The organism is Kitasatospora sp. NPDC088160 (assembly GCF_044741445.1).
GTDB lineage: Bacteria > Actinomycetota > Actinomycetes > Streptomycetales > Streptomycetaceae > Kitasatospora.
On sequence record NZ_JBIUSS010000027.1, the window covers coordinates 25651 to 50121 of the forward strand.

At 73.7% G+C, this 24471-nt stretch carries 22 protein-coding genes; 7 read left to right on the forward strand and 15 right to left on the reverse strand.

Annotated features, from left to right (window positions below; all coding sequences use genetic code 11):
* Positions 1–50: 50 nt before the first annotated feature.
* From ACIOGZ_RS33915 to ACIOGZ_RS33930, 4 genes are all read right to left on the reverse strand, one after another.
* Positions 51–638, reverse strand: coding sequence for a hypothetical protein (locus ACIOGZ_RS33915; RefSeq protein ID WP_400808765.1), 588 nt, complete (start codon positions 636–638; stop codon positions 51–53).
* Positions 639–885: 247 nt separating this feature from the next.
* A complete protein-coding gene (locus ACIOGZ_RS33920; RefSeq protein ID WP_363632132.1) occupies positions 886–1527 on the reverse strand; it encodes an imidazolonepropionase-like domain-containing protein in 642 nt (213 codons plus the stop codon).
* Positions 1528–1543: 16 nt separating this feature from the next.
* Complete coding sequence (gene mqnC, locus ACIOGZ_RS33925) at positions 1544–2764, reverse strand: cyclic dehypoxanthinyl futalosine synthase (protein ID WP_400988789.1); 1221 nt, start codon at positions 2762–2764, stop codon at positions 1544–1546.
* A 225-nt stretch (positions 2765–2989) separates the two neighbouring features.
* Positions 2990–3892 (reverse strand): menaquinone biosynthetic enzyme MqnA/MqnD family protein, encoded by a 903-nt coding sequence (locus tag ACIOGZ_RS33930; protein ID WP_063348157.1) that lies wholly within the window; start codon positions 3890–3892, stop codon positions 2990–2992.
* Between the two features lie 368 nt (positions 3893–4260).
* Between ACIOGZ_RS33930 and ACIOGZ_RS33935 the strand changes: the two genes are divergently transcribed.
* Complete coding sequence (locus ACIOGZ_RS33935; protein ID WP_052580872.1) at positions 4261–4464, forward strand: cold-shock protein; 204 nt, start codon at positions 4261–4263, stop codon at positions 4462–4464.
* Positions 4465–4735: 271 nt separating this feature from the next.
* Here ACIOGZ_RS33935 and ACIOGZ_RS33940 read toward each other — a convergent pair whose 3' ends face one another.
* Complete coding sequence (locus ACIOGZ_RS33940) at positions 4736–6082, reverse strand: dicarboxylate/amino acid:cation symporter (protein ID WP_363585025.1); 1347 nt, start codon at positions 6080–6082, stop codon at positions 4736–4738.
* Between the two features lie 424 nt (positions 6083–6506).
* Here ACIOGZ_RS33940 and ACIOGZ_RS33945 point away from each other — a divergent pair, with 424 nt between their 5' ends.
* Entirely contained in the window at positions 6507–7715 is a 1209-nt protein-coding gene (locus ACIOGZ_RS33945; protein WP_400988791.1) for an MFS transporter, read from the forward strand.
* Positions 7716–7788: 73 nt separating this feature from the next.
* Here ACIOGZ_RS33945 and ACIOGZ_RS33950 read toward each other — a convergent pair whose 3' ends face one another.
* The 4 genes from ACIOGZ_RS33950 to ACIOGZ_RS33965 form a co-directional block, all read right to left on the reverse strand.
* Positions 7789–8982 carry a LacI family DNA-binding transcriptional regulator gene (locus ACIOGZ_RS33950; protein ID WP_400988793.1) on the reverse strand — a complete coding sequence of 398 codons (1194 nt, stop codon included), beginning with the start codon at positions 8980–8982 and terminating at the stop codon, positions 7789–7791.
* Between the two features lie 29 nt (positions 8983–9011).
* A complete protein-coding gene (locus ACIOGZ_RS33955; protein ID WP_063348160.1) occupies positions 9012–9356 on the reverse strand; it encodes a DUF4229 domain-containing protein in 345 nt (114 codons plus the stop codon).
* Positions 9357–9477: 121 nt separating this feature from the next.
* Positions 9478–10005, reverse strand: a complete 528-nt coding sequence (locus ACIOGZ_RS33960; RefSeq protein WP_400988795.1) for a GNAT family N-acetyltransferase — start codon at positions 10003–10005, stop codon at positions 9478–9480.
* A 71-nt stretch (positions 10006–10076) separates the two neighbouring features.
* Positions 10077–11411 carry an MFS transporter gene (locus ACIOGZ_RS33965; RefSeq protein ID WP_400988797.1) on the reverse strand — a complete coding sequence of 445 codons (1335 nt, stop codon included), beginning with the start codon at positions 11409–11411 and terminating at the stop codon, positions 10077–10079.
* Between the two features lie 192 nt (positions 11412–11603).
* Between ACIOGZ_RS33965 and ACIOGZ_RS33970 the strand changes: the two genes are divergently transcribed.
* Positions 11604–12575: a GlxA family transcriptional regulator gene (locus ACIOGZ_RS33970; protein ID WP_400988799.1), complete on the forward strand. Its 972-nt coding sequence runs from the start codon at positions 11604–11606 to the stop codon at positions 12573–12575.
* Between the two features lie 484 nt (positions 12576–13059).
* On the opposite strand, the gene ACIOGZ_RS33975 is transcribed toward ACIOGZ_RS33970, so the two are convergent.
* Entirely contained in the window at positions 13060–13533 is a 474-nt protein-coding gene (locus ACIOGZ_RS33975) for an ATP-binding protein (protein WP_063348164.1), read from the reverse strand.
* 620 nt (positions 13534–14153) lie between these two features.
* Between ACIOGZ_RS33975 and ACIOGZ_RS33980 the strand changes: the two genes are divergently transcribed.
* Both ACIOGZ_RS33980 and ACIOGZ_RS33985 read left to right on the forward strand, forming a co-directional pair.
* Positions 14154–14813, forward strand: coding sequence for a sigma-70 family RNA polymerase sigma factor (locus ACIOGZ_RS33980; RefSeq protein ID WP_400988801.1), 660 nt, complete (start codon positions 14154–14156; stop codon positions 14811–14813).
* Positions 14810–16057 (forward strand): zf-HC2 domain-containing protein, encoded by a 1248-nt coding sequence (locus tag ACIOGZ_RS33985; protein ID WP_363632125.1) that lies wholly within the window; start codon positions 14810–14812, stop codon positions 16055–16057. Before ACIOGZ_RS33980 ends, ACIOGZ_RS33985 begins: the two co-directional genes overlap by 4 nt.
* A gap of 58 nt (positions 16058–16115) precedes the next feature.
* On the opposite strand, the gene purU is transcribed toward ACIOGZ_RS33985, so the two are convergent.
* Positions 16116–16982 (reverse strand): formyltetrahydrofolate deformylase, encoded by an 867-nt coding sequence (gene purU / locus ACIOGZ_RS33990; RefSeq protein ID WP_371517487.1) that lies wholly within the window; start codon positions 16980–16982, stop codon positions 16116–16118.
* Between the two features lie 163 nt (positions 16983–17145).
* Complete coding sequence (locus tag ACIOGZ_RS33995; protein ID WP_079135686.1) at positions 17146–17661, reverse strand: hypothetical protein; 516 nt, start codon at positions 17659–17661, stop codon at positions 17146–17148.
* 174 nt (positions 17662–17835) lie between these two features.
* Between ACIOGZ_RS33995 and ACIOGZ_RS34000 the strand changes: the two genes are divergently transcribed.
* Positions 17836–19134: an ABC transporter substrate-binding protein gene (locus ACIOGZ_RS34000; protein WP_363585010.1), complete on the forward strand. Its 1299-nt coding sequence runs from the start codon at positions 17836–17838 to the stop codon at positions 19132–19134.
* Positions 19135–19240: 106 nt separating this feature from the next.
* Here ACIOGZ_RS34000 and ACIOGZ_RS34005 read toward each other — a convergent pair whose 3' ends face one another.
* Both ACIOGZ_RS34005 and ACIOGZ_RS34010 read right to left on the reverse strand, forming a co-directional pair.
* Positions 19241–20458 carry a hypothetical protein gene (locus ACIOGZ_RS34005; RefSeq protein WP_400988803.1) on the reverse strand — a complete coding sequence of 406 codons (1218 nt, stop codon included), beginning with the start codon at positions 20456–20458 and terminating at the stop codon, positions 19241–19243.
* A gap of 209 nt (positions 20459–20667) precedes the next feature.
* Complete coding sequence (locus tag ACIOGZ_RS34010) at positions 20668–22044, reverse strand: transcriptional regulator (RefSeq protein WP_350877580.1); 1377 nt, start codon at positions 22042–22044, stop codon at positions 20668–20670.
* A 315-nt stretch (positions 22045–22359) separates the two neighbouring features.
* On the opposite strand from ACIOGZ_RS34010, the gene ACIOGZ_RS34015 reads away from it, so the two are divergent.
* Complete coding sequence (locus ACIOGZ_RS34015; protein WP_371522710.1) at positions 22360–23064, forward strand: bifunctional DNA primase/polymerase; 705 nt, start codon at positions 22360–22362, stop codon at positions 23062–23064.
* A 546-nt stretch (positions 23065–23610) separates the two neighbouring features.
* Here the strand turns inward: ACIOGZ_RS34015 and ACIOGZ_RS34020 are convergent.
* On the reverse strand, positions 23611–24303 hold the full coding sequence (locus ACIOGZ_RS34020) for a metal-dependent transcriptional regulator (protein ID WP_350877579.1): 693 nt from the start codon (positions 24301–24303) through the stop codon (positions 23611–23613).
* Positions 24304–24471: the final 168 nt, after the last annotated feature.

The window sequence follows — 24471 nt, forward strand, 5'->3', positions numbered from 1 at the left end:
CCCCCGCCGTCCAGCGCCCCCGCCCGGCCCCACCGGTGCCGCGCGCCCCGTCAGTGCTGCGCGCGCCGCCCGCTCGCGCGCCGCCGGCGCCGGGAGCGCTTGCCGTGGGTTATCGCGGGCATCCCGTCGGCCAGCGCCCCGGTCGCCAGTGCGACGGTGGTGGCCAGCCGGCCCTGCCCGGCGCGGACCGCGAGCGCCCGCCGGTGCCGCCGGATGCGCAGCACGCAGACCACGAACATCCCGACCGCGACCGGCACGCTGAACCGGGCCAGGCCGACGCCGACCGGCTGCGGGTAGGTGTCGCCGCAGATCCGCACCGCGCCCGGGTCGTCGGCGGCGTGCTCCAGGCAGATCGGGTCGCCGATCCTGGCGCCGTCGGCGAGCGGCAGCGCGGCCGCGGTGTGCGACTGGCCGGACGCCCGGTAGCTGACGGCACTGTAGGAGCCGCCGCCGGTGGGGAGCTGGGTGACGACGCCTTCGACTCTCACGGGGTGGGCGCCGATCCGGTCGGCCTGGTCGGCCTGGCGCCAGCCGAGCAGGCACATGCCGACGGCCAGCACGGCGCTGAGCACGGCGGCGAGGTACCAACCACGGCCCAACCGCGGGGATCGCGGCGGGGGGACGGTCGCGGATCGCATGGTTCCTGTCCTGGCTTGCCTTCGGGGCCTGGGACACGGCCCCGCCACCCGCGGGCACGGGCGGTAGGTGGTGAGGGTACGGAGTGAGCTGTCCGGGATCGTATCCGCTGGCGGGCCCTCAGGTCACGGCGAAGGGGGAATCACCCCACAGGGTGGACAGTGGAGTTCGGCGGCACACGAAGGAAGTGCCGTACGCCGCAAGGAAGTCCGACTACCGGCGAGTACGTCGTCCGGTTCCCGGCCCCGTTCAGCGCCGCCGGTACACCAGCCGCCCGCCCAGCACGGCGGCCAGGCAACCGCCCGGCGATGGCTGGGCGAAGCCCTCCCCAACGGCCGGGAACACCGCGAAGTCGGCCCGGCCGCCCGCCGCCACCCGGCCGTGCACGGCCGCCGCGAGCGGCAGCACCGACAGCGGGTCCAGCGGGCCGTCCGCCGGGTCCATCGCGTCCGGGGCGCCCGGCAGTGCGACCAGCCCGGAGCGCGCCACGGCCGTGCGCACCGCGGCCCGCTCGAACGGCCCGGCCACCGCCGTCACCCCGAACCCGAGCATCCGTTGCAGCCCGCGCCGGGCGCTCGCGCCGCAGCGCCCCTCGTCGACGGAGCCCGTCAGCCCGTCCGCGACCGGCTCGACGCCGATCTCCTCGCGCGGGTCCGGGTGGTAGGCGTGTTCCAGCAGCCGGTGCCCGTACGGGTTGCGCAGCCCCGGCGTGAGCACCGCGGCGCCCCAGTCCCGCAGTCGCGCCCCCGGGTGCGCGGCGGCCAGTTCCCGGTACGGTCCGACGGCCTCGACGCGGTCACCGCGCACCAGCACCGCCCCGTCCGGGAGGGACGGGGCGGTGGGGTCGGCCGGGTCGGGCAGCACCAGGGCCGCCCGGTGCAGGGTCAGCACGGCGGTGCCCCGGGCCTCAGTTGTCCAGGATCTTCAGCTCGGGGTGCGCGGTGCCGCCCTCGATCGCCGTGGAGGCGATGTGCGAGGCGACCCGCAGGTCCACCGGGTCGTTGGCCGGGTCGTCCAGCACCCGCAGGTGCTCGTACGTGGTCGCGCGCTGCGCCGGGACGCGGTCGGCGGCCCGGATGAGGTGGATCAGCTCGGTGAGGTTGGAGCGGTGCTTGGCACCGGCCGCCGAGACGACGTTCTCCTCCAGCATGACCGAGCCGAGGTCGTCCGCACCGTAGTGCAGCGACAGCTGGCCGGCCTCCTTGCCGGTGGTGAGCCAGGAGCCCTGGATGTGGGCGATGTTGTCGAGGAACAGGCGGGCGATCGCGATCATCCGCAGGTACTCGAAGACGGTGGCCTGCGTCGAGCCCTTCAGGTGGTTGTTCTGCGGCTGGTAGGTGTAGGGGATGAAGGCCCGGAAGCCGCCGGTGCGGTCCTGCACGTCGCGGATCATCCGCAGGTGCTCGATCCGCTCGGCGTTGGTCTCGCCGGTGCCCATCAGCATGGTGGAGGTGGACTCCACGCCGAGGCCGTGCGCGGCCTCCATGATCTCCAGCCAGCGCTCGCCGGACTCCTTGAGCGGGGCGATCGCCTTGCGCGGCCGCGCGGGCAGCAGCTCGGCGCCGGCGCCGGCGAAGGAGTCCAGGCCGGCCCGGTGGATCCGGGTGATGGCCTCCTCGATCGAGACGCCCGAGATCCGGGCCATGTGGTCGACCTCGGAGGCGCCCAGGGAGTGGATCACCAGCTGCGGGAAGTCGGCCTTGATGGCCGAGAACGCGCGCTCGTAGTACTCCACGCCGTAGTCCGGGTGGTGGCCGCCCTGGAACATGATCTGGGTGCCGCCCAGTTCGACGGTCTCGGCGCAGCGGCGCAGGATCTCGTCGAGCTCGCGGGACCAGCCCTTGTCGCTCTTCGGCGGCACGTAGAACGCGCAGAACTTGCACGCCGTCACGCAGACGTTGGTGTAGTTGATGTTGCGCTCGATGATGTACGTCGCGATGTGCTCGGTACCGGCGTAGCGGCGGCGGCGCACCGCGTCGGCGGCGGAGCCGAGCGCGTGCAGCGGCGCCGAGCGGTACAGCTCCAGCGCCTCCTCCGGGGTGATCCGGCCACCGCCGGCGGCCCGGTCGAGCACGGCCTGCAAATCGGTGCTGGGCGCATCGAGGGTGGTCGCTGCGAGCTCGGTCACCTGGCCGCCTTCTCTCTCTCGGATACTGCAGTTCTCGGCGCTGCCGCCCCCCGGACGGCGGGCGTCCGGGTACGGCCGAACCAGCCTACGCCAGGCCTTTCGAGCGTCCGCGTCAGCCCGCTGCCCGTCGACCACCGTGCTCAACCGACCACCGTGCCCAACCGACCACCGCGCTCAACCGACCACCGTGCCCAACCGACCACCGTGCTCAACCGACCACCGTGCTCAGCCGACCGGCAGCGCCGCCGGCTCCAGCAGCCGCACCGCGACGTCCGACGCGAAGCCGCTGTCGTGCGCGACCCGGCGGGCGAACTCGGCGACGCCGGCCAGCTGCCGCTCGCCGAGCGAGAAGTCGAGGGCCTCGCTGAAGTACCGCTCCAGCACGTCCGCGCCGAAGGCCTCCCAGCGGGCGGCCTGTTCGGCGACCTTGGCGGCCTCGACCAGTGAGAGGTCGCGGGACTCCAGGAAGGCCCGGTGCACGGCCGCGGTCAGTTCCGGACGGCGCTCGGCGAACTCGCGGCGCACGGCCCAGACGGCGAAGACGAACGGCAGGCCGGTCCACTCCTTCCACATCTCGCCGAGGTCGTGGACGGTCAGTCCGAGGTCGGCGGCCTGGCCGAGGTAGGCGCGCAGCGCCGGGTCGCCGATCAGGACGGCGGCGTCGGCCTCGGCGAGCATCGAGCTGAGGTCGGGCGGGCAGCTGAAGTAGTCGGGGCGGACGCCCTCGCGTTCCTCCAGCAGCAGCCGGGCGAGCCGGACGGAGGTGCGGCTGGTGGAGCCGAGGGCGACGCGGCGGCCGTCCAGGTCGGCGAGCGGCACCTTGCTGACGATGAGGCAGGACATCACCGGGCCGTCGCTGCCGACCGCGATGTCGGGCAGGACCAGGAGGTCGTCGGCGTTGCGCAGGTACTCCACGCAGGTGATCGGACCGATGTCCAGCGAGCCGTCGACGAGCTGGTCGCTCAGCTTCTCCGGGGTGTCCTTGGTGAGGTCGAGGTCCAGCAGGTTGCCGGTCCTGGCGAGGCCCCAGTAGAGGGGGACGCAGTTCAGGAACTGGATGTGGCCGACGCGAGGCCTGACCGGGGTGTGTTCCTGGGGCTCCCGCGATTGTCCGTCCGGTGCTGCCACTGCGCCGCTCCCTTGTACTGTTCGTGCGCTTTCCCGCAGCGTATGCCTGCTGTTCACAGAGGCTTGCACCGGGCACCCGACACGCGCTCGCGAGGCCTGCGGGACGCCCCTGCGGGGCCCTACGACACGCGCCGTGGGGGCCGCAGTTCACCCCTGGTCGTCACAGCGACCGCATGCTAGCGTTGCCCTCAGTTGCAGTTTGATTCCCCTTGCAGTACTTGAAGCCTGCGGAGCATGTAACCGCGGGCTTTTTGTAGTTTTTCAGCAATATCGAAAAACTTCGGACTCGTCCGGAGGCAGGGCGATCAGCGCAGCGGACCGGGTGCCACACGGTGTGGCCCCGACACGTCCCTCGCAAGGAGAACGGCATGGCCACGGGAACCGTCAAGTGGTTCAACGCTGAGAAGGGCTTCGGCTTCATCGCCCAGGAGGGCGGCGGCCCCGACGTCTTCGTCCACTACTCCGCCATCAACGCGAGCGGCTTCCGCTCGCTGGAGGAGAACCAGGCGGTGAACTTTGACGTCACCCAGGGCCCGAAGGGCCCGCAGGCGGAGAACGTCACCCCCATCTGACCATCTTCTGATGTTCTGATCGCTCGGGACCCCAGCGGGTCCGTCGGCGGCTCCCGACAGCCGTCACCATGAGCACAAGAGCAACACCCAAGGGGGCCCGCCCGACCGGCGGGCCCCCTGCCTTTTCCGCCTGGCCTTTCCCCGGCCCCTCCTCCCGGCCACCGCCCCGGGAAGCAACGCACGCACCCGCGCCCCCGCGGCGCGCACAAGGGCCCGCCTCCGCACCGGGGAACGGTGCACAGGCGGGCCCTTGTCGCCGAGCCGGCCGGGATCAGGCAGCCACCGGGGCCGCCTTGTCCGTCTGCGCCGGGACGACGGCCGACGGCGCGTCCTCGTACAGGTCGCCGGAGGGGCGGTTGTAGGCGGCGACGTCGAGGATCTTCTCCCGCGAGGCCACCAGGACCGGCACCAGCACCTGGCCCGCGACGTTGGTCGCGGTGCGCATCATGTCGAGGATCGGGTCGATGGCGAGCAGCAGGCCGACGCCCTCCAGGGGCAGGCCCAGGGTGGAGAGGGTGAGCGTCAGCATGATGATCGCACCGGTGAGGCCCGCGGTGGCGGCCGAGCCGACGACCGAGACGAAGGCGATCAGCAGGTAGTCCCGGATGCCGAGGTCGATGTTGTAGACCTGGGCGACGAAGATCGCGGCGATCGCCGGGTAGATCGAGGCGCAGCCGTCCATCTTGGTGGTGGCGCCGAACGGCACGGAGAAGGACGCGTACTCGCTGGGGACGCCGAGGCGCTCGGTGACGCGGCGGGTGACCGGCAGGGTGCCGACCGAGGAGCGCGAGACGAAGGCCAGCTGGATGGCGGGCCAGGCGCCCTTGAAGAAGTTGACCGGGTTCAGGCCGGCGGCGAACTTCAGCAGCAGCGAGTAGACGACGAAGAGCACCAGCGCGCAGCCGACGTAGATGTCGAGGGTCAGCGTGGCGAAGGGCTTGAGGAGGTCCCAGCCGTACTTGGCGACGGACTTGCCGATCAGGCCGAGGGTGCCGAGCGGGGAGAGCCGGATGACCCACCACAGGGCGGTCTGGGTCAGCTCCAGGACGGACTCGCTGAGCTTGAGGACCGGCTCGGCCTTGCTGCCGAGCTTGATGATCGCCGCGCCGACCACGACCGCCATGAAGACGATCTGCAGCACGTTCACCTTGGCGAAGGCGTCGACGATGTTGGTCGGGAAGATCCCGGTCAGGAAGTCGATCCAGGTGCCCTTGGAGTCGAGCGCCTTGAGGCCGTCGGTCTTGAGGTTGGTGCCCTGGCCGGGGTTGGTCAGCAGGCCCAGGCCCAGGCCGACGGCCACCGCGATCAGCGAGGTGATCATGAACCAGAGCAGCGTGCGGGTGGCCAGGCGGGCCGCGTTGGTGACGTTGCGCAGGTTGGCGACGCTCACCACGATCGCGGTGAACACCAGCGGCGGGACGGCCAGCTTGAGCAGCTGGACGAAGATCTTGCCGATGGTCTCCAGGGTGGTGGCCAGCCAGGAGATGTCGGCGGCGCGGGCCAGGTAGCCCAGGCCGACGCCGAGCAGCAGTCCGCCGACGATCTGGACCCAGAACGGGGTCTTGCGGATTCTCGCGAGCACGGACGGCGACGAGGTCGCCTCGGGCGCTGTGGACATGACGGTGCGGCTCCGGGGGAGGGCGTTGCTGACGGTGGGGTGTGGCGGAGGAGGCGGCACGGCGCGCGGGCCGGGCGGGGAGGTCCCGGCCCCCGGTCAGGGGCGTGCCGCCGGGATACAGCTCATGGCGCGACAACGGCGCGGGCTGTCCACAGCACCGGTCAGAGCGCACGGGCGGGCGGCACCGGGCAGCGAGCCCCGGCCGTGCTTCCGCGATGCGTCTGAGGTGGTCATGGGCGACACATTAGCAGTAAAGGTTTGAGATGTTCAAAGTAGTTGTTTGAGGTTGGGGTGAGATCCGGACACGAACGAAGCTGACGCACCATCAGATCATCCCCATCGACCCGATTGACCGCTGAGCGGTTATACGTATAACTTTGACGGCGTCCCCGCCCCCGCCTGCCCAGACCGGAGAAGACGCCCGATGGGCTACCTCGCCCTGCTCCGCGCCCCCCATGTCAGCCGCCTGCTCCTCGGCACCCTGCTCGGCCGCCTGCCCGCCGGCATGACCGCCCTGGTGATCGCCCTCGCCCTGCGCGAGGCCGGCGCGCCGTACGGGCGGATCGGACTGGCCACCGCCGCCTACGCGATCTCCGCCGCCGTCGGCGGGCCGGTGCTCGGGCGGATCGTGGACCGCACCGGGCAGCCCCGCGTCCTGCTCGCCTCCGCCGTGCTCGCCGGCGGCGGGTACGCGCTGCTCGCCCTCGCCCCCGGCTCCGAGATCGCCGCTCCGCTCGGCGCCGCGATCGCCGGGCTCGCCATGCCCCCGCTCGAACCCTGCCTGCGCTCGCTCTGGCCGGACGTGGTGGAGGAGGAGCAACTCGACACCGCCTACGCCTTCGACTCCGCCTCCCAGCAGATCCTCTACGTGGCCGGCCCGCTGGCCGTCGCCGGGATCGCCGGCCTGTTCAGCCCGGTCGCCGCGCTCTGGATGGCCGCCGGACTGGGGCTGGCCGGCGCGCTGATCGTGGCCACCACCGCCCCGGCCCGGGCCTGGCGCGCCCCGGCCCGCGCGCACTCCGCCGGGCTGCTCGGCCCGCTGCGCTCCCCCGGCCTGGTGCTGCTGCTGGTCGGACTGGCCGGGGCCGGCTGGGCCGTCGGCGCGCAGAACGTGCTGTTCATCGCCTACGCCGAGCACCACGCCGACGCCCTGCCCGGCGGCGCGGGCACCCTGCTGGCGCTGGCGGCGCTCGGCGGCCTGCTCGGCGCGCTCGCCTACGGCGCGGTGAAGTGGCGCAGCAGCACGGCCACCCGCACCTGGATCATGGCGCTCGCGATGGCCGCGTCCTACCTGCCGCTGGTGCTGCTGCCCGGGCCGTACCCGATGGCCGCGCTGGCCTTCCTCTCCGGGATCGGGCTGGCGCCGCTGCTGGCGGCGGCGTTCGTGCTGGTCGCCGAGCTGGCGCCGACCGGGACGGTGACCGAGGCGTTCGCCTGGCTGGTGACGCTGTTCGCGACGGGCAACTCGCTCGGCTACGCGGTGTCCGGCAACCTGGCCGAGGACTCGCTGCGGCCGGTGGCGCTGTGCGCGGCGGGCGGGATCGCGCTCGGCGCCCTGCTGCTGTTCGGCGCCCGCCGCTGGTTCCACCCGGTGCCGCCGGCGCCGTCGGTGCGGCCGGTGCCGGTGGGCTGAGGCCCCCCACAGACGACCGCGCCCACCGGGGTCTGGCCGGCGGGCGCGGTCTTTCGTTCTCCCCTGCTCCTGCCTACGGCTTCGCGCCCCGCCCCGGCGCGCCGACCGCCGGCGCGGTGGAGGAGCGCAGCACCAGCGAGGTGGCCAGCGGCGGGACGGACGCCGCCCGCTCGCCGCGCAGCAGGCCCGCCAGCGCCGCCGCGCCGACCCGGCCCAGCTCCTCGCCGGGCAGGTCGACGGTGGTCAGCGGCGGGGCCAGCAGCGCGGCCACCGCGACGTTGTCCATGCCGACCACCGACAGGTCGGCCGGCACCCTCAGCCCCAGCTCGGCGGCGGCCTGGTACACCCCGGAGGCGACCACGTCGTCGTCGCAGATCACCGCGCGCGGACGGTCCGGGCGCTCCAGCAGGCGGTGCGCCACGCTCCGCGCGGCCGGCTGGCCCTCGTTCAGGCTCACGCCCAACTCCACGACCTCCAGGTCGAGTTCGGCGGCGACCTGCTCGAACGCGGCCTGCCGCACCCGGAACGTGTACGCGGAGTGGGTGGAGCGCAGCCGCCCGATCCGGCGGTGGCCGAGCCCGGCCAGGTGCTCGACGGCGGCGCGCATCCCGCCCGCCACGTCGAGTTCGACGGTCGGCCGGGCCCGGTCGGTGCCCGGGTCGGCGTCGAGGAAGACGACGGGGGTGTCGGCGGGCAGCTCGCCGAGCTGGCTGTCGTCCGGGGAGCAGATCAGCAGGCCGTCGAAGCGGCTGGTGGTGGCGGCCTCCGCGAGGGTGGCGCTCCCCCAGCCGGAGCTGACCACGACCGCCAGGCCGTGCCGGCCGGCCTCCTCGTGGACGCCCTCCAGCACCCGGCCGAAGAACGGGCCGAGGATGTTCGGCACCGCCAGGAGGATCATCCCGCTACGGCCGAGCCGCAGCTGCCGGCCGGCCGCCTGCGGGCGGTAGCCGAGGCTGCGGGCGGCCTCCCTGACCCGCTCCCGGGTGGCGTCGGAGACCCGGCGGCCGGCCTCGGCACCGGAGAAGACCAGCGAGACGGTGGCCTGGGAGACCCCGGCGAGCCTGGCCACGTCCCGGCCGGTGGGCCGGCGCACCGGGGCCGGCCAGGTCCCGGCCTCCCCCTCGACGGACGGCCCGAGCGACGCGGCCGACCCGAGCGACGCGGACGGCCCGGACGGCGGGTCGGCCGGTCCGGGCTCGGAAGCCGCAGAAGCGGAAGCGGGGTCGGGGTCGGAAGCGGAGGCGTCCGAGGCGGCGGAGTCGGGCACGGCGGCTGCGGCTGCGGGTCCGGCCGGGGTCAGCTCTGCCGGACGGCGGCCGTCCGGGCCGCCTCGTCGACGGCGTCCTCCTCCGCGTTCTGCGCGGCGATCCGCTCGGCGGTACGGCTGCGCAGGCCGGAGACCTTGGTGGTGATCTGGGCGGACATGTCGTCGCGCTGACGGCTCAGCAGCACGTAGCTGAGCGGCGCGGACGCGATCGCGGCCAGCAGGAACAGGAAGATCACTCCGGCCTGGCCGCTGACCGGGATGATCTTGAAGTGCCCGAGCAGCAGGGCGACCAGCAGGCAGCCGAGGAAGATGCTGACCCGCAGGGAGGTGTAGCGGAGCGTGGCGTGCGACTTCTCCTGGCCGGTGCTGCTCACGGGACACATCCTTTTCACTGGTCTGGGCGGGGGCCGGTCTCCCAGTGAAGCATGCCTGACGGGCGGCGCGGGGAAGGGGGCGCCCGTCCCCCCGCCCGCCGCCTCCCGGCCGTCCTGCGGATCAGCGCAGGTCGAGCCACATGGTGATCTCGTCGCGGTCGTCCCCTAGGGCGACCCGGACCGCGGCCGGCACCCGGCCGACCTCCCGGTAGCCGCAGCGGGTGTAGAAACGCTCCAGGCCCTGGCCGCCGCGCGCGGTCAGCCGCAGGCTCTCCAGGCCCCACTCCCGGGCTATCCGCTCGGCCTCGGCGAGCAGCCGGACGCCGTAGCCGCGGCCCTGGCAGTCGGGGTGCACCATGACCCGCTTGAGCATCCGCCAGTGCTCCATCAGGCCGAACCGCATCGACTCGAAGAAGAGGACACCGACGAGCCGACCGGTGTCACTCTCGTGGGCGACCAGCAGCCGGTCCGGGCCGTCCGGCGCGACCCCGGCGAACTGGTGGTCGGCGGTGTCCCAGACCTCGTCCTCCGTCACCGGCGCCACGAAGCCGACCGCGCCGCCGGCGTTGGTGACGTCGGCCCACAGCCGGACGACGGCGGTGCGCAGGTCCGGGTCGAGCTTCGGGTCCAGGGTGAAGATGAGCGCCATGGCTGCGGAGCCTAGCTCTCCGGTCCGACAGGCCCCCGACCCGCCTTGGGAGCCCGCACTGGGAGCCCGCCCTACGGGAGGGCCGGAACGACGGGGCGGTCCGGCCGGCTGGTGCGCAGCGCCAGGCAGAGCCCGACGGCGACCACGCACAGGGCGCCGGCGCCGTACCAGGTGAGGTCGTAGTTCCCGAGCGCGTCGCGGGCCAGGCCCGCCAGCCCGGCGACGACGGCCGCACCGATCTGGTGGCTGGCCAGCACCCAGCCGAAGACGATCGGGGCGTCCCCGCCGAAGTGCCGGCGGCACAGCGCGACGGTCGGCGGCACGGTGGCCACCCAGTCCAGGCCGTAGAAGATGACGAAGGCCAGGATCGGCGGCTGCAGCGAGCCTGCGAGCAGCTGCGGCAGCAGGAGCAGCGAGATCCCGCGCAGCCCGTAGTAGGTGACCAGCAGGATCCGGGAGTCGACCCGGTCGGTGAGCCAGCCGCTGAAGATGGTGCCGATCACGTCGAAGACGCCGATCATGGCGAGCAGACCGGCCGCGGTGGTCACCGGCATGCCGTGGTCGTGGGCGGCCGGGATGAAGTGGGTGCCGACCAGGCCGGCGGTGGTGGCGCCGCAGATCGCGAAGGAGCCGGACAGCAGCCAGAACGCCCGGCTCCGGGCAGCGTCCCGCAGCACCCGCAGCGAGCGGGTCAGGGCGCGGCCGTCGGCGGCGGGCGCCGGGGGCTCCTCGGTCGCTCCGTACGGGAGCAGGCCGAGGTCGGCGGGCCGCTCGCGCATCAGCAGCAGGACGGGGACGGCGACCGCGCTGGCCGCGAGCGAGACCACGATCACCGCCGAGCGCCAGCCGTGGTGCTCGACCAGCCAGGCGCCGACCGGCAGGAAGACCAGGTTTCCCGCTGCCCCGGCGGCCGTCAGCACGCCGGTGACCAGGCCCTGGCGCGCCTGGAACCAGCGGCCGGTGATGGTGGTGGCGAAGGCGCCGGCCATCGAGCCGCTGCCCAGGCCCACCAGCACGCCCCAGCAGAGCACCAGTTGCCAGGGCTCGCGCATCAGCATGGTGAGCCCGGAGCCGACCGAGATGGTCAGCAGCGCGCAGACCACCACCAGGCGCACGCCGAAACGGTCCATCAGGGCGGCGGCGAAGGGGGCGGTGAGGCCGTAGAGGGTCAGGTTGACGGAGGTGGCGATGGATATCGTCCCGAGCGACCAGCCGAACTCGTTGTGCAGGGCGTCCATCATCAGGCTGGGCGTGGACCGGAAGCCGGCCGAGCCGAGCAGGACCAGCAGCGAGACACCGGCCACCACCCAGGCGTAGTGCACCCGGAAGCGGGCCGGGCGGGCCGGGCGGACGGGTCCTTCGGGGGCGGGCGCGGGGGCGGGGGCGAAGGCGTTGCGTTCGGTCACGCGGACGAGTGTCCCGAAGCGGCGCGGCCGCGACGAGTGGCCTGAATGACAGCTTTCGCAAGAATCGGGCCACGGTCCCGGCGTACCCTGGCCCGAACCGGCCGGACTGGCCCGAACCGGCCGACCGAACCGACTCAACCCGCCGACCCGACCCAACCGGCCCGGGCGGCCGCACCACCGAAGGGGAACGGCATGGCCCACCTGGTCGCGGTACTCGCCCTCGACGGCGTGATCGCCTTCGAACTCGGCATCCCCGCCCGCATCTTCGGCGGCGCCGAGGACCCGGCCGGACGGCCGCTCTACGAGATCGCCACCTGCACGCTGGACGGCCGGCCGGTCGCCACCAGCGCGGACTTCCGGATCAGCGTCGACCACGGGCCGGAACTGCTGGAGCGGGCCGACACGGTGGTGATCCCGGCCTCCGCCGACGCGAGCACGGCCACCGTCGACACCGCCTTCACCCCCGAACTGGCCGCCGCACTGCGCCGGATCCGGCCCGGCACCCGGCTGATGTCGATCTGCACCGGCTCCTTCCTGCTGGCCGCCGCCGGACTGCTGGACGGCCGCCCGGCCACCACCCACTGGCGCTACACCCGGCGCTTCGCCGAGCTGTACCCGAAGGTGCGGCTGGACCCGGACGTGCTCTACACCGACGACGGCGACCTCCTCACCTCCGGCGGGGTGGCCGCCGGGGTGGACCTGTGCCTGCACGTGGTCCGCCGCGACCACGGCAGCGCGGTGGCCAACGCGGTGGCCCGCAGCTGCCTGGTGCCGCCGTGGCGCGAGGGCGGCCAGAAGCAGTACGTCGAGGCCCCGAGCCCGGTGGACTCCACCGGCCACGGCACCGCCGCCGTACGCGCGTGGGCACTGGAACACCTGGACCAGCCGCTGGCGCTGCGCCGACTCGCCGACCGGGCGGGCATGAGCGTGCGGACCTTCACCCGGCGCTTCCGCGAGGAGACCGGCGCCAGCCCCGGGAAGTGGCTCACCGTGCAGCGCACCGAGCGGGCCCGGCAGCTGCTGGAGCGCACCGACCTGACGATCGACCAAGTCGCCCGGGAGTCCGGTTTCGGCACCGCCGCCTCGCTCCGGCTGCAACTGCGCGACCGGCTGGACGTCGCCCCGAGCGCCTACCGGCGTACCTTCCGCACCGTCCCCGGGTGACCCCGGGTGACCGTGGACGGCTCCGAACCGCCCCGGACGACTCCGGACGACTCCGGACGATCCACGACCGGACGGCTCTCGGCCGAGTGGCCGGAAAGCGACGCCGGATGACGGCGGGTCGGATGGCGGCCGGCCGCGTGCACCCCGAGCACGGCGCGGCCGGCCACCATCCAATCGCGACGCACGGGCCCTGAACCCGCGCCGCGCCCTCCGCACTCGCCAAGGAGCGCCCGCGACCGGCGATCCACGGCCCCCCTGCTGGCGTGGTCCCCCTGGACAACAGCACCGCGGCGGCGTTCGGGCGTCCCCTCGGCGTCCCCTCACTGACGGAGAGCCGCACCCAAGCGTGATCAGTCGGATACGTCACGTCAATGGGTAGTCCGAAATTCGGAATGGTTGCGTCAACTTTCGGCCGGTGATCTCCGCCGGCGATCACCGGCGGGATCGGCAGCGAACCGAGCGGGCCCCGGGGCTGCCGCTGCCGCTACTGCGCCAGCGCCGCCCAGTCCACGCCCGCCAGCGGGTCCGCCGGCCGGGCGTCCGCACCGATCTCGCACCACACCCGCTTGCCCGAGCCGTCCGGGAACCAGCCCCAGCGCTCGCAGAGCAGCTCGACCAGCTCCAGGCCGCGCCCGTTGGTGGCGTTCTCGTCCGCCCCGGCGTGCCGCGGGGCGGGGGCCGTCCGGCTCGCGTCGGCGACCTCCACCCGCAGCGGGCCGGCCGGCTCGCCGCCCGCCTGGTCCTCCTCCACCGGCAGACAGAGCCGCAGCACCGCCGGACACCCGGTGTGCACCACGGCGTTGGTCACCAGCTCGGAGACCACCAGCACCACCGTCTCGGCGACCGGCGCGTCCGGGTCCACCCCGTGGTTCAGCAGCCGCGAGCGCACCCACCGACGGGCCCGGCCGACCTCGGCGGGGTCCGCCTGCACCGCCAGCTGTACCTGAAGAACCTGCACCGCTCCACCACCCGCACTCGCAGTTCGGCCATCGTCCCGATCGGGCCGGATCGTCCAGCCGGCGAACCCTCGCACATCGCCCGGTGCCACCCGGGCCCTTGGCCGGGCCAACTCGGCCGGGCCAACTCGGCCGGGCCAACTCGTCCGTCGCGCACTGGCCGCGACTCGATTACGCCTCAGGATGAGTGGGCGGACGGACCTCGGCAAGCGCTTCGGGCATATTCCAGCGATCGGGGGACAGCGCAGTGCATACTGTCCCGTTCACTCTCGCGAGCCTCGTACCGGCACTCGTCCGGCCCGGGCCGACCCGCCGGTCCCGCAGTGGCGAACCTACCTCCGGACGCCCCGCGCACCCGGCCCGCCACTCGCGAACCACCCGTGCGACATATGTCCAACGGCCTTCGAACAGTGGCCTCCAAGGACCGCCCCGCGCCCGGGCCGCCGATCCGAGCGACGACCGGGCGACGACCGGGCGACGACCCGGTTGGCGATCCGGCTGGCGACCCGGGCGACGATCCGCGGGCCCGGGTTCCGTTCTTCGGGGAATGCTCCCGCCGCCGACCGGCCGCAAGATACCGTTGGGTACGCCAGCGAAACCCGGGCAGGAGGGTTGGTTCCCGATGGCCACCCCCGACCGCGCGCCGCGTTGGGACGAGCAGCTCCAACGCCGCCTCGCCCGCGGCGAGGAGACCGCGCTCGGCGAGATCTACGACCAGCTCGCGCCGATGGTGCACGGACTGGCCGGGCGGATACTCGCCGACCAGGCCGCCGCCGCCCAGCTCACCCGGGAGATATTCGCCCAGGTCTGGGAGCACCCCGAGGACTTCGACCCCGCCCAGGGCTCGCTGCGCTCCTGGCTCGGCGCGCTCACCCACCGCCGCGCGGTCGACCGGCTGCGGGCGCGGCGGGCCGCCGAGCGGGTACCGGGCGGCCCGGGCAGCGGGCTTGACGGACCGGGAGGCAGCGAGGGCGCGGCCGAGGCGGAGATCCGCGCCGTGGCCACCGCCGCGCGCATGCAGTACGTGGTGGACTCCCTGCCCCAACCCCTGCGTGAGACCATCGCGGTGACGTACTACGACGGCCGCACCTACCAGGAGACGGCCCGGCTGCTCGGCATCAGCGAGCAGGCCGCCAAGCAGCGGATGCGGCTCGGCCTGGAACTGCTGGCCACCGAACTGGCCGAGGAGCGCGCCCGCCACGACGAACGGCACGGCCGCGAGGACGGCCGGGAAGACACGGACGACGCGGGCGACGGGGACGACGGGGACAGGGGCGCATGAGCGAGCGGAGCGAGCCCACCACCGAGGAGCGGCACGACGCCCTGCGCTCGCTGCTCGGCGCCTGGGCCCTCGGCGCCTGCCCGAGCCATGACGCCGCCGAGCTGGAGCGGCACCTGCGCACCTGCCCGGAGTGCGCCGAGGAGGCCGCCCGGCTGCGCGAGGCGGCGGGCTGGCTCGCCCTGGACGAGCCGCTCGACCAGCCCAACTCGCTGCGCCAGCAGGTGCTCGACTGGTGCCTGGCCCGCCGCCCGGCCGAACTGCCCGTCCCCGCCTGGGGCATGCCGTACACCGCGGAGACGGCCAAGCTCGACGCGCTGCTACGCGACCTCGGCCCGGAGGAGTGGCAGGAGGTGGCCGACCTGCCGTGGCACGGCGGCACCGGGCGGCTGCGCCCGGCCGAGGTGCTGTGCCACCTCGCCGCCGTGGACGGCTATCTGGCGCTCGCCCTCGGCCTGCCCGACCCGGTGCCGGCCGGCCCGGGCGCCGCACCGGCCCCGGCCGCCCGGCGGGTGCCGCCGCAGGAGCCGGCCGCGCGGCCGCCGGCGCTCCGGATCCCGCCCCTGCTCCCGCCCCGGGTCCCGCCGCAGGGCGGGCCGTACGCCGGGATCGCCGAGCGCACCGCCCGGCTGGTCGCCGACCAGGCCGGCCTCCCGCCGCAGTCGGTGCGGGAGCGGTGGCGGCGGCAGACCCACGACCTGGTGCGCACCGCCGCGCTCGCCCCGCAGGGCAACACCCCCGTCGACTACGGCTTCGCCGTGCTGCCGCTGCGCGACGCCTTCGTGGACCGCGCCTTCGAGTGCTACGTGCACGGCGAGGACGTGGCCCGCGCGGTCGCCTACCCGTACGACCCGCCGGCGCCCCAGCACCTGCGGCAGATGGTGGACCTGGCGGTCCGGATGGTCCCGCGGGCACTGGCCGACCTGCGTGCCGCCCGCGCCACCCGTCCCGAGCCCGCCGGGGCGCCGACCCTCCCGCCCGTGGCGGACCAGGGTCAGGGCCGGGGCCGGCGGCTGCGGCTGGTGATCGACGGCCCGGCGGCCGGCGAGTGGCTGATACCGCTGGACGGACCGGAGTCGGGGCCGTCCGGCGGCGAACCGGTGGCCTCGATGGTGCTGGACGGCCTGGAGCTCTGCCACTTGGCCGCCGCGCACCGCGATCCGGACCGGCTGCCGGTCGGCGAGCACGGCGACCGGGCCGCGATCCGCGAGGTGCTGCACGCCCTGCCGCTGCTGTCGCGGCCGTAAGCGGCCACAGCCGCCGCAACGGCGGCAACCACACCGGCCGCCGACCGCCCCGGCCTCGCTACGCGAAGACCACCGTGCGGGTGCCGTTCAGCAGCACCCGGTGCTCGCTGTGCCACTTCACCGCACGGGCCAGCGCCTGGCACTCGACGTCCCGGCCGAGCGCGACCAGCTGGTCCGGGGTGACGTCGTGGGTCACCCGGGCCACCTCCTGCTCGATGATCGGGCCCTCGTCGAGGTCGGCGGTGACGTAGTGCGCGGTGGCGCCGATCAGCTTCACGCCCCGGGCGTGCGCCTGGTGGTAGGGCTTGGCGCCCTTGAAGCTCGGCAGGAAGGAGTGGTGGATGTTGATCACCCGGCCGGACAGCGCGGTGCACAGCTGGTCCGAGAGCACCTGCATGTAGCGGGCCAGCACGACCAGCTCGACGTCCTCCTTGGCGACCAGGTCCAGCAGCTGCTGCTCGGCGTCGGCCTTGGTGTCCCGGGTGACCGGGATGTGGTGGAACGGGACGCCGTAGCTCTCGGTCAGGTCGCGCAGGTCGGTGTGGTTGGACACCACCGCGGCGATCTCCACCGGCAGGGCACCGATCCGGGTGCGGTAGAGCAGGTCGTTCAGGCAGTGCCCGAACTTGCTGACCATGAGGACGATCCGCATCCGCTGCTCGGTCGGGTGGATCTGCCAGTCCATCCCGAACGAGGCCCCGATCGCCGCGAAGCTGGCCCGCAGCTTGTCGGCGGTGACCGGCTCGGCGGCGGAGAAGTGCACCCGCATGAAGAACAGCCCGCTGTCCCCGTCGCCGAACTGCTGGCTGTCGATGATGTTGCAGCCGGTCATGAAGAGGTAGCTGGAGACGGCGTGGACGATGCCCTGCTTGTCGGGGCAGGACAGCGTGAGGACGTACTGGGCGCTGGCCGGCTGCTGGTCCACTGGGGGTATCCCGTCCTGAGGTCGTGGCGTTCGTGGGTGGTCCAGCGTGTCACATCCTGGACAGCCGCCGCCCCGCTGCCCGTACTGCGGGACGGCACTGCTCAGCGGCCCGACCGGATACCCGGCCGGCGGCCCCGCCGTCGGCCCGGGCTCAGACCCGGGCTCAGACTCGGGTGAGGATGCGCAGCACGTCCAGCGACTTGGGCGCCGCGTCCGGGTCGTCCCCGTCGTTCACCGCCAGCGCGACGTGCGCCTCGCGCGCGGCCCGGACCGCCTCCGGCCAGCCGGGGTGGCCGAAGTAGGCGGAGGCGTGGGCGTCCGCGCCGACCTCGTGCAGCAGCTGGACCACCCGCAGCACCGCGACATCGACCAGGGCGGCCTCGGCGGAGTCGCGGAAGATCGTGCCCACGTACTTCTCGGCCGACCAGTGGTCCAGCCAGGTGTCCTCGACCAGCCGGTAGACGGCGTCGGTCACGTCGCCGTACCCCTCCCGGCCGTTCAGCCAGGTCTCCTGCTGGAAACCGGGGTCGGACAACATGTGCAGCGCCGAGCGCAGTCGGGCTCGCCAGCGCCACCAGGGCAGGTCGTTGAGCGGCATGCCGTTCATCGTGCTGGAGCGGTGGCCCGGACGAGAAGTGTTTCGGGCAGACCGATGCGAAGAATCTGTGCTGGCGGACATGGAGAACGATCGTACGTTCCCTGTCCGTTCGTACTCCACTCCCGATCTACACGCGTACCCCGCCTGATTTCAGCTCCCGTTACCCGGCCGTTCGTACTTCGGCCCTCTCGGCGTGTGGCGCCGGGGCTTGGCTTGCTCCGGTGCGCCGGATGGCGCCCCAGAGAGGGAAGACCGATGACCAGCCGAAGGGACCCGTTCCAGCCCCGGCACCAGTTCGCGCGGCGCCGCCGCCGCCCGATCGCCGCGGCCGCCACCGCCGCGGCCCTGTTCCCCACCCTCTTCTCGGCCTCCGCGTGCGGCGGACCGGCCGATGCCTCCACCAACGGCGGCGACCTCACCGTGATGACCTGGTCCCCGTCCGGCACCGGCTCCGCCGACCGGCCCGGCATGACCGCGCTCGCCGAGGCGATCGGCCGGGACGTCAACCTCAAGGGCGGACTGAACGGCCGCCGGCTTCAGGTGCTCACCTGCAACGAGCACAACACCTCCGAAGGCGCCAAGGCCTGCGCCCAGCGGGCGGTGGACGCCAAGGCGGTCGCCGTGATCGGCTCCTACAGCCAGTACGGCTTCGACTTCATGCCCGTCCTGGAGCGCGCCGGCATCCCCCTGATCGGCGGCTACGGGCTCTCCCAGCCCGAGTTCAGCAGCCCGCTCTCGTACCCGGTGGACGGCGGCATGCCCGCACTGATCGGCGGCAGCGGCCGTCAGCTGGTCGAAGCCGGCTGCAAGGCCGTCGCACTCGTCCGCCCGGACACCCCGTCCGGCGACAACCTGCTCGGCTACCTGGCCAACGCGCTCAAGCCGGCCGGCATCAAGCTGCTCGACGTCAAGGCGCCCGAGCAGTCCACCGACTACACGGCGGTGGCCCGCAAGGCGATCGGCAGGGACGAAGCGGCGAACTGCGTCACCAGCGCCCTCGCCGCCGAGCCGACCGGCAACCTGCTGGACTCCTACCGTCGGCTGAACCCGAGGAACACCCGGTTCGCCTCGGTGATCGGCAGCGTGCAGCAGTCGGTGGTCGACTCCACCGGCGGCGACTCCGGCCCGCTGGCCGGCACCTACGTCACCAGCTGGTACCCGCCGGAGTCGGCGAAGGTCTGGGACGGGCTGCGCGCGGTGGTACGCGCCGACACCACCGGCAGCCACACCATCGACGTCTCCGATCCCGGCGTGCAGACCACCTGGGTCGCGTACGAGGTGTTCCGGCTGGTCGCCGAGAAGGTCGCGGCGTCCGGCCGGCAGGTCACCGAGAAGACCGTCACCGGGCTGCTGGACAGCGGCGAGGGCATCGACGTCGGCCTCACCCCGCCACTGAACTGGGGCACCCCCAACATGCTGCCCAGCACCGAGTCCCCGCGGCTGGTGAACACCTGGGTCACCTACCAGGTGGTCAAGGGCGGCCGGATGACCCTCCAGCAGCCGGGCTTCGTGGACATCCGCTGGGTGCTCACCGGGGGCCGCCCGCCGGCGTGACGCCCGGGCGGCGCAGGACGGCCGGTGAAGGACAGCCGACGCAGCACGGACGACAGGGGGACGGACGACGAAGGGGCGGGCCGGCGGGCCCGTTCCCCCGTCCGTCCTACAGGTCGCCGTCGCTGCGGCTGGGCAGGCCGGTCTGGGTGGCGATCGCGTTCCACAGGGTCGAGGCCTGCTTCTTCGCGGTGGTCGCCGTGCCGCTGGCCTGGACGGCGTTCTTGTAGTGCTGGTTGTCCAGCTTCTTGGGGTCACAGGCGCCGGGCGCCTGTGAGTCCCCGGCCCAGGCCGCGTACTCGTCGTCGGCCTGCGCGGAGGCGGTCCACGCCGCATTGAGCTGCTCGACCAGCTGCTGGCCGCCGGGCAGCTTGTCGGCCTTCAGCTGGCCGAGCTTGGTCTGGAGTTCGCGCCGCTTGCCGGCCGCGCCGGTGAGCGCCTGCTGCGACTCGGGCAGCTTGTCGCACTTCTGCACCGCGGCGACCGCGCCGACCACCGCCGAGCGGCTGTCGCTCGCGGTGCCGAGCAGGTCCGACAGCGGCTGCGCCTGGGCCTTGACCGCCGGGTCGACGGTGGTGCCCGAGCTGCTCGCGCTCGCCGTGCCGGGGGTGGCGCTGCCGGTGGCGGCCACCGGGAGGGTCTTCTTGGCGTCGGCGGCGGGGGTGGTGTCGTCCCCGTTCACCAGGACGGCGACCAGGATGCCGGCCACCGCGAAACCGGCCACCACCCCACCGATGATCAGCTTGTTGGACGGGCGGCCGCCCCGGGCGGCCGGAGCCTGCGCGCCCGCCTGGGTGGTGTCGAAGCCCTGCCCGTGGTCCTGGGCGTAGCCCTGCCCGTGCCCGTGGTCCTGCCCGTAGCCCTGGCCGTAGTTCTGCCCGTAGTCCTGACCGGGGTAGGCCGGCGCCGGCGGCGGCTGCCCGGCCTGCGAGTAGCCCTGGTAGCCGCCCGGGCCGGGCTGCTGCGGGTAGCCGGCCTGGGACTGGCCCGTGGGGTACCCGCCCGCGTACGGGTCCGCGCCCGGGTACGGCGGGAGGTGCTGCGTCTCCGGCGCCGGCTCGTGCTGCGGGACGCCGTAACCGGGCTGCGGAGCGCCGGCCCACGGGGCGGGCTGGGCCGGCATGGCCTGGGTCGGCCGCGCGTGCCCGCCCTCGCCGAGGTACTCCGGCTGCCCGGACGGCTGCCCCACCGGCGGCACGCCCGTCTGCCCCTGCGGGTGACCCTGCGGCTGGCCCGGCGCGCCGCCCTGGGTCTGGCCGGGCTCGGGGCGGAACAGGTCGTCCAGGTTGAAGTCACCCGAGTTGGGGTACGAGCGGCGCTGGCTCAACGCGATTCCTCACCTGTGCACGACCGCGCGCTGACGGCGGACCACATCTCGTCGGTTCTTGGGGGCATCACAGTTCCTTGGACGTCGCGCCCACGCTACCGGTTCGCCGAACCGGGTGACCACGCGGGCGGGACATCCCTCACGCTCCCCTCACCCCGCCCCGCCGGGGCCCGGGGCCTTGGACCCGCCCTGGCGCCCCGGGCGCGACACTAGGCGGCCTCCGCATCCGCCCGGGCGTGGAACTCGCGGACCACCCGCTGCTCCCGGTAGGGCTCCAGCCTGCGCCGGAACTCGTCCAGGTACTCCACGCCCCGGTTGGACCGCAGCCCGCTCAGCAGCCGGACCGCCTGCGCGCCCGTCTCACAGGCGCGTTCGAGGTCCCGCTGCTGCAACTGGGCGGTGGCGAGCAGGACGAGGTCCACCGCGCGGCGGCGGACCCGGGTCGGCGGGTGCAGGTCGAGCGCCCGGCGGGCGTAGTGCTCGGCCTGGCCGGCCTGCTCCAAGTCCCGGTGGCAGTGGGCCAGTTCGTCCGACAGGTAGGCGTCGTCGAAGTGGACGATCCAGTCCGGGTCGTCCTCCGGGCGGCGCTTCTCCATCATCTCCAGCGCCTTGGCCGACACCGCCTCGCAGGAGCGGGCGTCCCCCAGCAGGGCGTGGCCGCGGGCCTCGGCGGCGTAGAACATCGCCATCGCCGTCGGGGTGGCGACCGTCCGGGCGCCCTCCTGCGCGGCGCGGGCGAGCTGGGCGATCTCCCGCGGGTTGCCGAGCGTCGCCGCCAGGTGGCTCATCGACGCCGCCAGCACGTAGCCGCCGTAGCCGCGGTCGTCGGCCGCCTGGGCGAGCCGGAGCGCCTGGATGTAGTAGCGCTGGGCCAGGCCGGGCTGGCCGGTGTCCACCGCCATGTATCCGGCCAGTTCGGTCAACCGGGCCACCGCGGCGAAGAGTTGGCGCCCGGTCTCGTCCCGGTACGCCCCGCCGAGCAGGCTGGAGACCACCGAGTTGAGGTAGTGCACGACCACCGGGCGCACGTGACCGCTGCCGAAGCGGTGGTCCAGGTCGACCAGCATCGTGGTGGTGGCCTTGATCGCGGCCACGTCGGTCGGGCCGACCCGGGGGCCGCCGGTGCGGGCCACCACCGGGTCGGGCGGGGTGATCAGCCAATCCCGGCTGGGCTCCACCAGCGCGGAGGCCGCGACCGTGGCCCCGGTCAGGAAGTCCCGCCGTCCGACGTCGCTGCGCCAGAGCTCGCAGACCTGCTCCAGGGCGGCGTTCAGGGTCGGCGCGAACTGGAGCCCGATACCGGAGCTGAGGTTCTTGCCGTCGGCCATGCCGATCTCCTCGACCGACACGCTGCGGCCGAGCTTGCGGCCGAGGGCCTCGGCGATCACCGCCGGCGCCTGCCCGCGCGGCTGCTGCCCGCGCAGCCAGCGGGCGACGGAGGTCTTGTCGTACCGCAGGTCCAGACCGTGCTCGGCGCCGCAGAGGTTGACCCTCCGGGCCAGGCCGGCGTTGGAGCAGCTGGCCTCCTGGATCAGTTGCTGCAGACGCTCGTTGGGCTGTCGTGCGACGAGTGGTCTTGCGGCCATTGGGTTTCGCCTCCCCACACCCTCCGGTCCCGGCCGGCGGGCGACGATTCTGCTGATCTGTTGCCGACTGTCCGACCGTCCAAGGAATCTGACACCAGGTTAGCGATCAGCAACGCCAGCGGGATACCCACGGTGACGATCCGCACCCCCCACGCGCCCTGGGAAATGCTCCTGTGCGCCCCCACTGCGCCTGCCTCCGCCCGCCTCAACTCGGTCGAGTAACCGGTTCGGGTGACATTGCCGGTATACGCCCAACCGGCTTGCGCCGGGCCGTAACCAGCCTCACACACGGTAGTTGAGCAGCGTGTGGAAGACATCCCCGACTCCCCCGACCAGGGCAAGACCGCCGCACTGCCCCCGCTGCTCATCGAAGCCGTCGGCTACGCCGAGAACCGCCACTGGGAGGTCGCTCCCGGCGCCTGGCTGATCGACGGCGACGGGCCCGCCCGCTGCTCCTGCGGCGACCGGCGCTGCCTGCTGCCGGGGGCCCACCCGCTCGACGCGGACTGGGCCCGCAAGGCGAGCGCCGGGCCGGGGGCGGTGCGGCGCTGGTGGACCGAGCGGCCGCAGGCCTCGATCCTGCTGCCCACCGGCCGGTCCTTCGACGTCCTGGACGTCCCGGAGACGGCCGGCTGCCTGGCGCTGGCGCGGATGGAGCGGATGGACCTCCAGCTGGGCCCGGTCGCGGTGCTGCCCGCCTCGCCCGGCCGGATCGGCCGGCGGCTGCACTTCCTGGTGCTGCCCGGGGTCGCGGCCAAGCTGCCGGAGATGCTCCGCAAGCTCGGCTGGCCGCCCGGTCGGCTGGACCTGGTGGCCCGCGGCGAAGGGGACTGGACGGTCGCCCCGCCCTCCCGGATCGGCGGCACCGGCTACGCCCAGTGGGCCCGCTCCCCCTCGGCGCTCAACCGCTGGCTGCCCGACGCCGCCGAGCTGATCAGCCCGCTCGCGTACGCCTGCGGACGCGAGGCGCCCGCGGCCGCCCACCCCCAGCCCGCCCAGCCGGCGGCAGCGGTGCGCTGAACGGGCGCGGCAACGGTTCACCGCCGCGGTTCACCATCCTGGTTCACCACCCTGGTTCACCGTCTCGTGAACGGCCTCGTGAACCGCCCCGATTCACTGCCCCGATTCACCACCCCGTGAACGGCCGCCCTCCGCCTATCGGGTGAGGGCGCGCAGCGCGCGACACCCCGCGCCCGGCTGACGGGCCTTGTCTCCCACCGGAGGCGAGGCCCGTCACACGCATGTGCGGATAAGGCCTCCGTGTACCCGCTGACCATGGGCGAAAGCCCCCCGGACGAGTGACAACGCTCAAGGATTGCCATGATCGGCCGAGGGGAGGAATTGCGGTGCGAGGGGACGCCGGAGGGAGCGCTCGGACGGGGAAGCCGGGCGAGGCGGTGGAGGGGCCGGGAGGGAACGGAGGGGATGGGAGGGACGGAGGGGACAGGGAGGGAACGGGGAGGCGAAAGGGCCCGCTGCACGGGGAGCAGCGGGCCCTTCGCGTCGTTCCGGGAAGCACGTTCCCCGGGCCCGGAAGCGTTCCTCCGGGCCCGGGGGGCGCGTTCCTCAGGCCTGGGCGACGAAGACGTGCTGGGCGATGTCCTTGCCCAGCTCCGCCGCGTTCTCCCCGGTGCCGACCAGCACGCCGCCGACGCCGGCGCTGACCCGCACGGTGGAGCCCGGCCGGATCCCGGCCCGGCGCAGCGTGCGCATCAGTTCGCCGTCGGTCTGGATCGGCTCGCCGATCCGGCGGACCACCACGCTGGCGCCGCCGTCACCCGGCTTGACGGTGTCCAGCGGGACGAGCGCGGCGTCGAAGCCCTCGCCCTCGGCCTTGGCGTCGCCCAGCTCGTCCAGGCCCGGGATCGGGTTGCCGTACGGGGACTGGGTCGGGTGGCCGAGCATGGCGAGCACCTTGCGCTCGACCGTCTCGCTCATCACGTGCTCCCAGCGGCAGGCCTCCTCGTGGACCTGCTCCCACTCCAGTCCGATCACGTCGACGAGCAGGCACTCGGCGATGCGGTGCTTGCGCATGACGCGCACGGCGAGCCGGCGCCCGTCGTCGGTCAGTTCGAGGTGGCGGTCCCCCGCCACCTGCAACAACCCGTCGCGCTCCATCCGGCCGACCGTCTGGCTGACCGTCGGGCCGCTCTGCTCCAGTCGCTCGGCGATCCGGGCGCGCATCGGGACGATGCCTTCCTCCTCCAGCTCCAGGATGGTGCGAAGGTACATCTCAGTGGTGTCGATCAGCCCAGACATCGCCGCTGGCTCCGTTCTTCGGTGTCCTCACCGCCAATTCTGACGTACTGCACCGACAACCGGGCCCGCGCAAGGGCCCCGGGTCCCGGTTTTCGTTCCTGTTGACAGCGGTGCCGCCTGGGCGCCACGGTGCTCGCCGTAGCTTTCTCCACTGGCGGCCCGGACCCG

Excerpts from the sequence above, each read along its gene's own strand:
- ACIOGZ_RS33940 (WP_363585025.1), bottom strand. The coding sequence starts at position 6,082 with ATGTCCACAGCGCCCGAGGCGACCTCGTCGCCGTCCGTGCTCGCGAGA.
- ACIOGZ_RS34020 (WP_350877579.1), bottom strand. The coding sequence starts at position 24,303 with ATGTCTGGGCTGATCGACACCACTGAGATGTACCTTCGCACCATCCTG.
- ACIOGZ_RS33945 (WP_400988791.1), top strand. The coding sequence starts at position 6,507 with ATGGGCTACCTCGCCCTGCTCCGCGCCCCCCATGTCAGCCGCCTGCTC.
- ACIOGZ_RS33960 (WP_400988795.1), bottom strand. The coding sequence starts at position 10,005 with ATGGCGCTCATCTTCACCCTGGACCCGAAGCTCGACCCGGACCTGCGC.
- ACIOGZ_RS34000 (WP_363585010.1), top strand. The coding sequence starts at position 17,836 with ATGACCAGCCGAAGGGACCCGTTCCAGCCCCGGCACCAGTTCGCGCGG.
- ACIOGZ_RS33995 (WP_079135686.1), bottom strand. The coding sequence starts at position 17,661 with ATGTCCGCCAGCACAGATTCTTCGCATCGGTCTGCCCGAAACACTTCT.
- ACIOGZ_RS34010 (WP_350877580.1), bottom strand. The coding sequence starts at position 22,044 with ATGGCCGCAAGACCACTCGTCGCACGACAGCCCAACGAGCGTCTGCAG.
- ACIOGZ_RS33980 (WP_400988801.1), top strand. The coding sequence starts at position 14,154 with ATGGCCACCCCCGACCGCGCGCCGCGTTGGGACGAGCAGCTCCAACGC.
- ACIOGZ_RS33970 (WP_400988799.1), top strand. The coding sequence starts at position 11,604 with ATGGCCCACCTGGTCGCGGTACTCGCCCTCGACGGCGTGATCGCCTTC.
- ACIOGZ_RS33985 (WP_363632125.1), top strand. The coding sequence starts at position 14,810 with ATGAGCGAGCGGAGCGAGCCCACCACCGAGGAGCGGCACGACGCCCTG.
- ACIOGZ_RS33915 (WP_400808765.1), bottom strand. The coding sequence starts at position 638 with ATGCGATCCGCGACCGTCCCCCCGCCGCGATCCCCGCGGTTGGGCCGT.
- ACIOGZ_RS33935 (WP_052580872.1), top strand. The coding sequence starts at position 4,261 with ATGGCCACGGGAACCGTCAAGTGGTTCAACGCTGAGAAGGGCTTCGGC.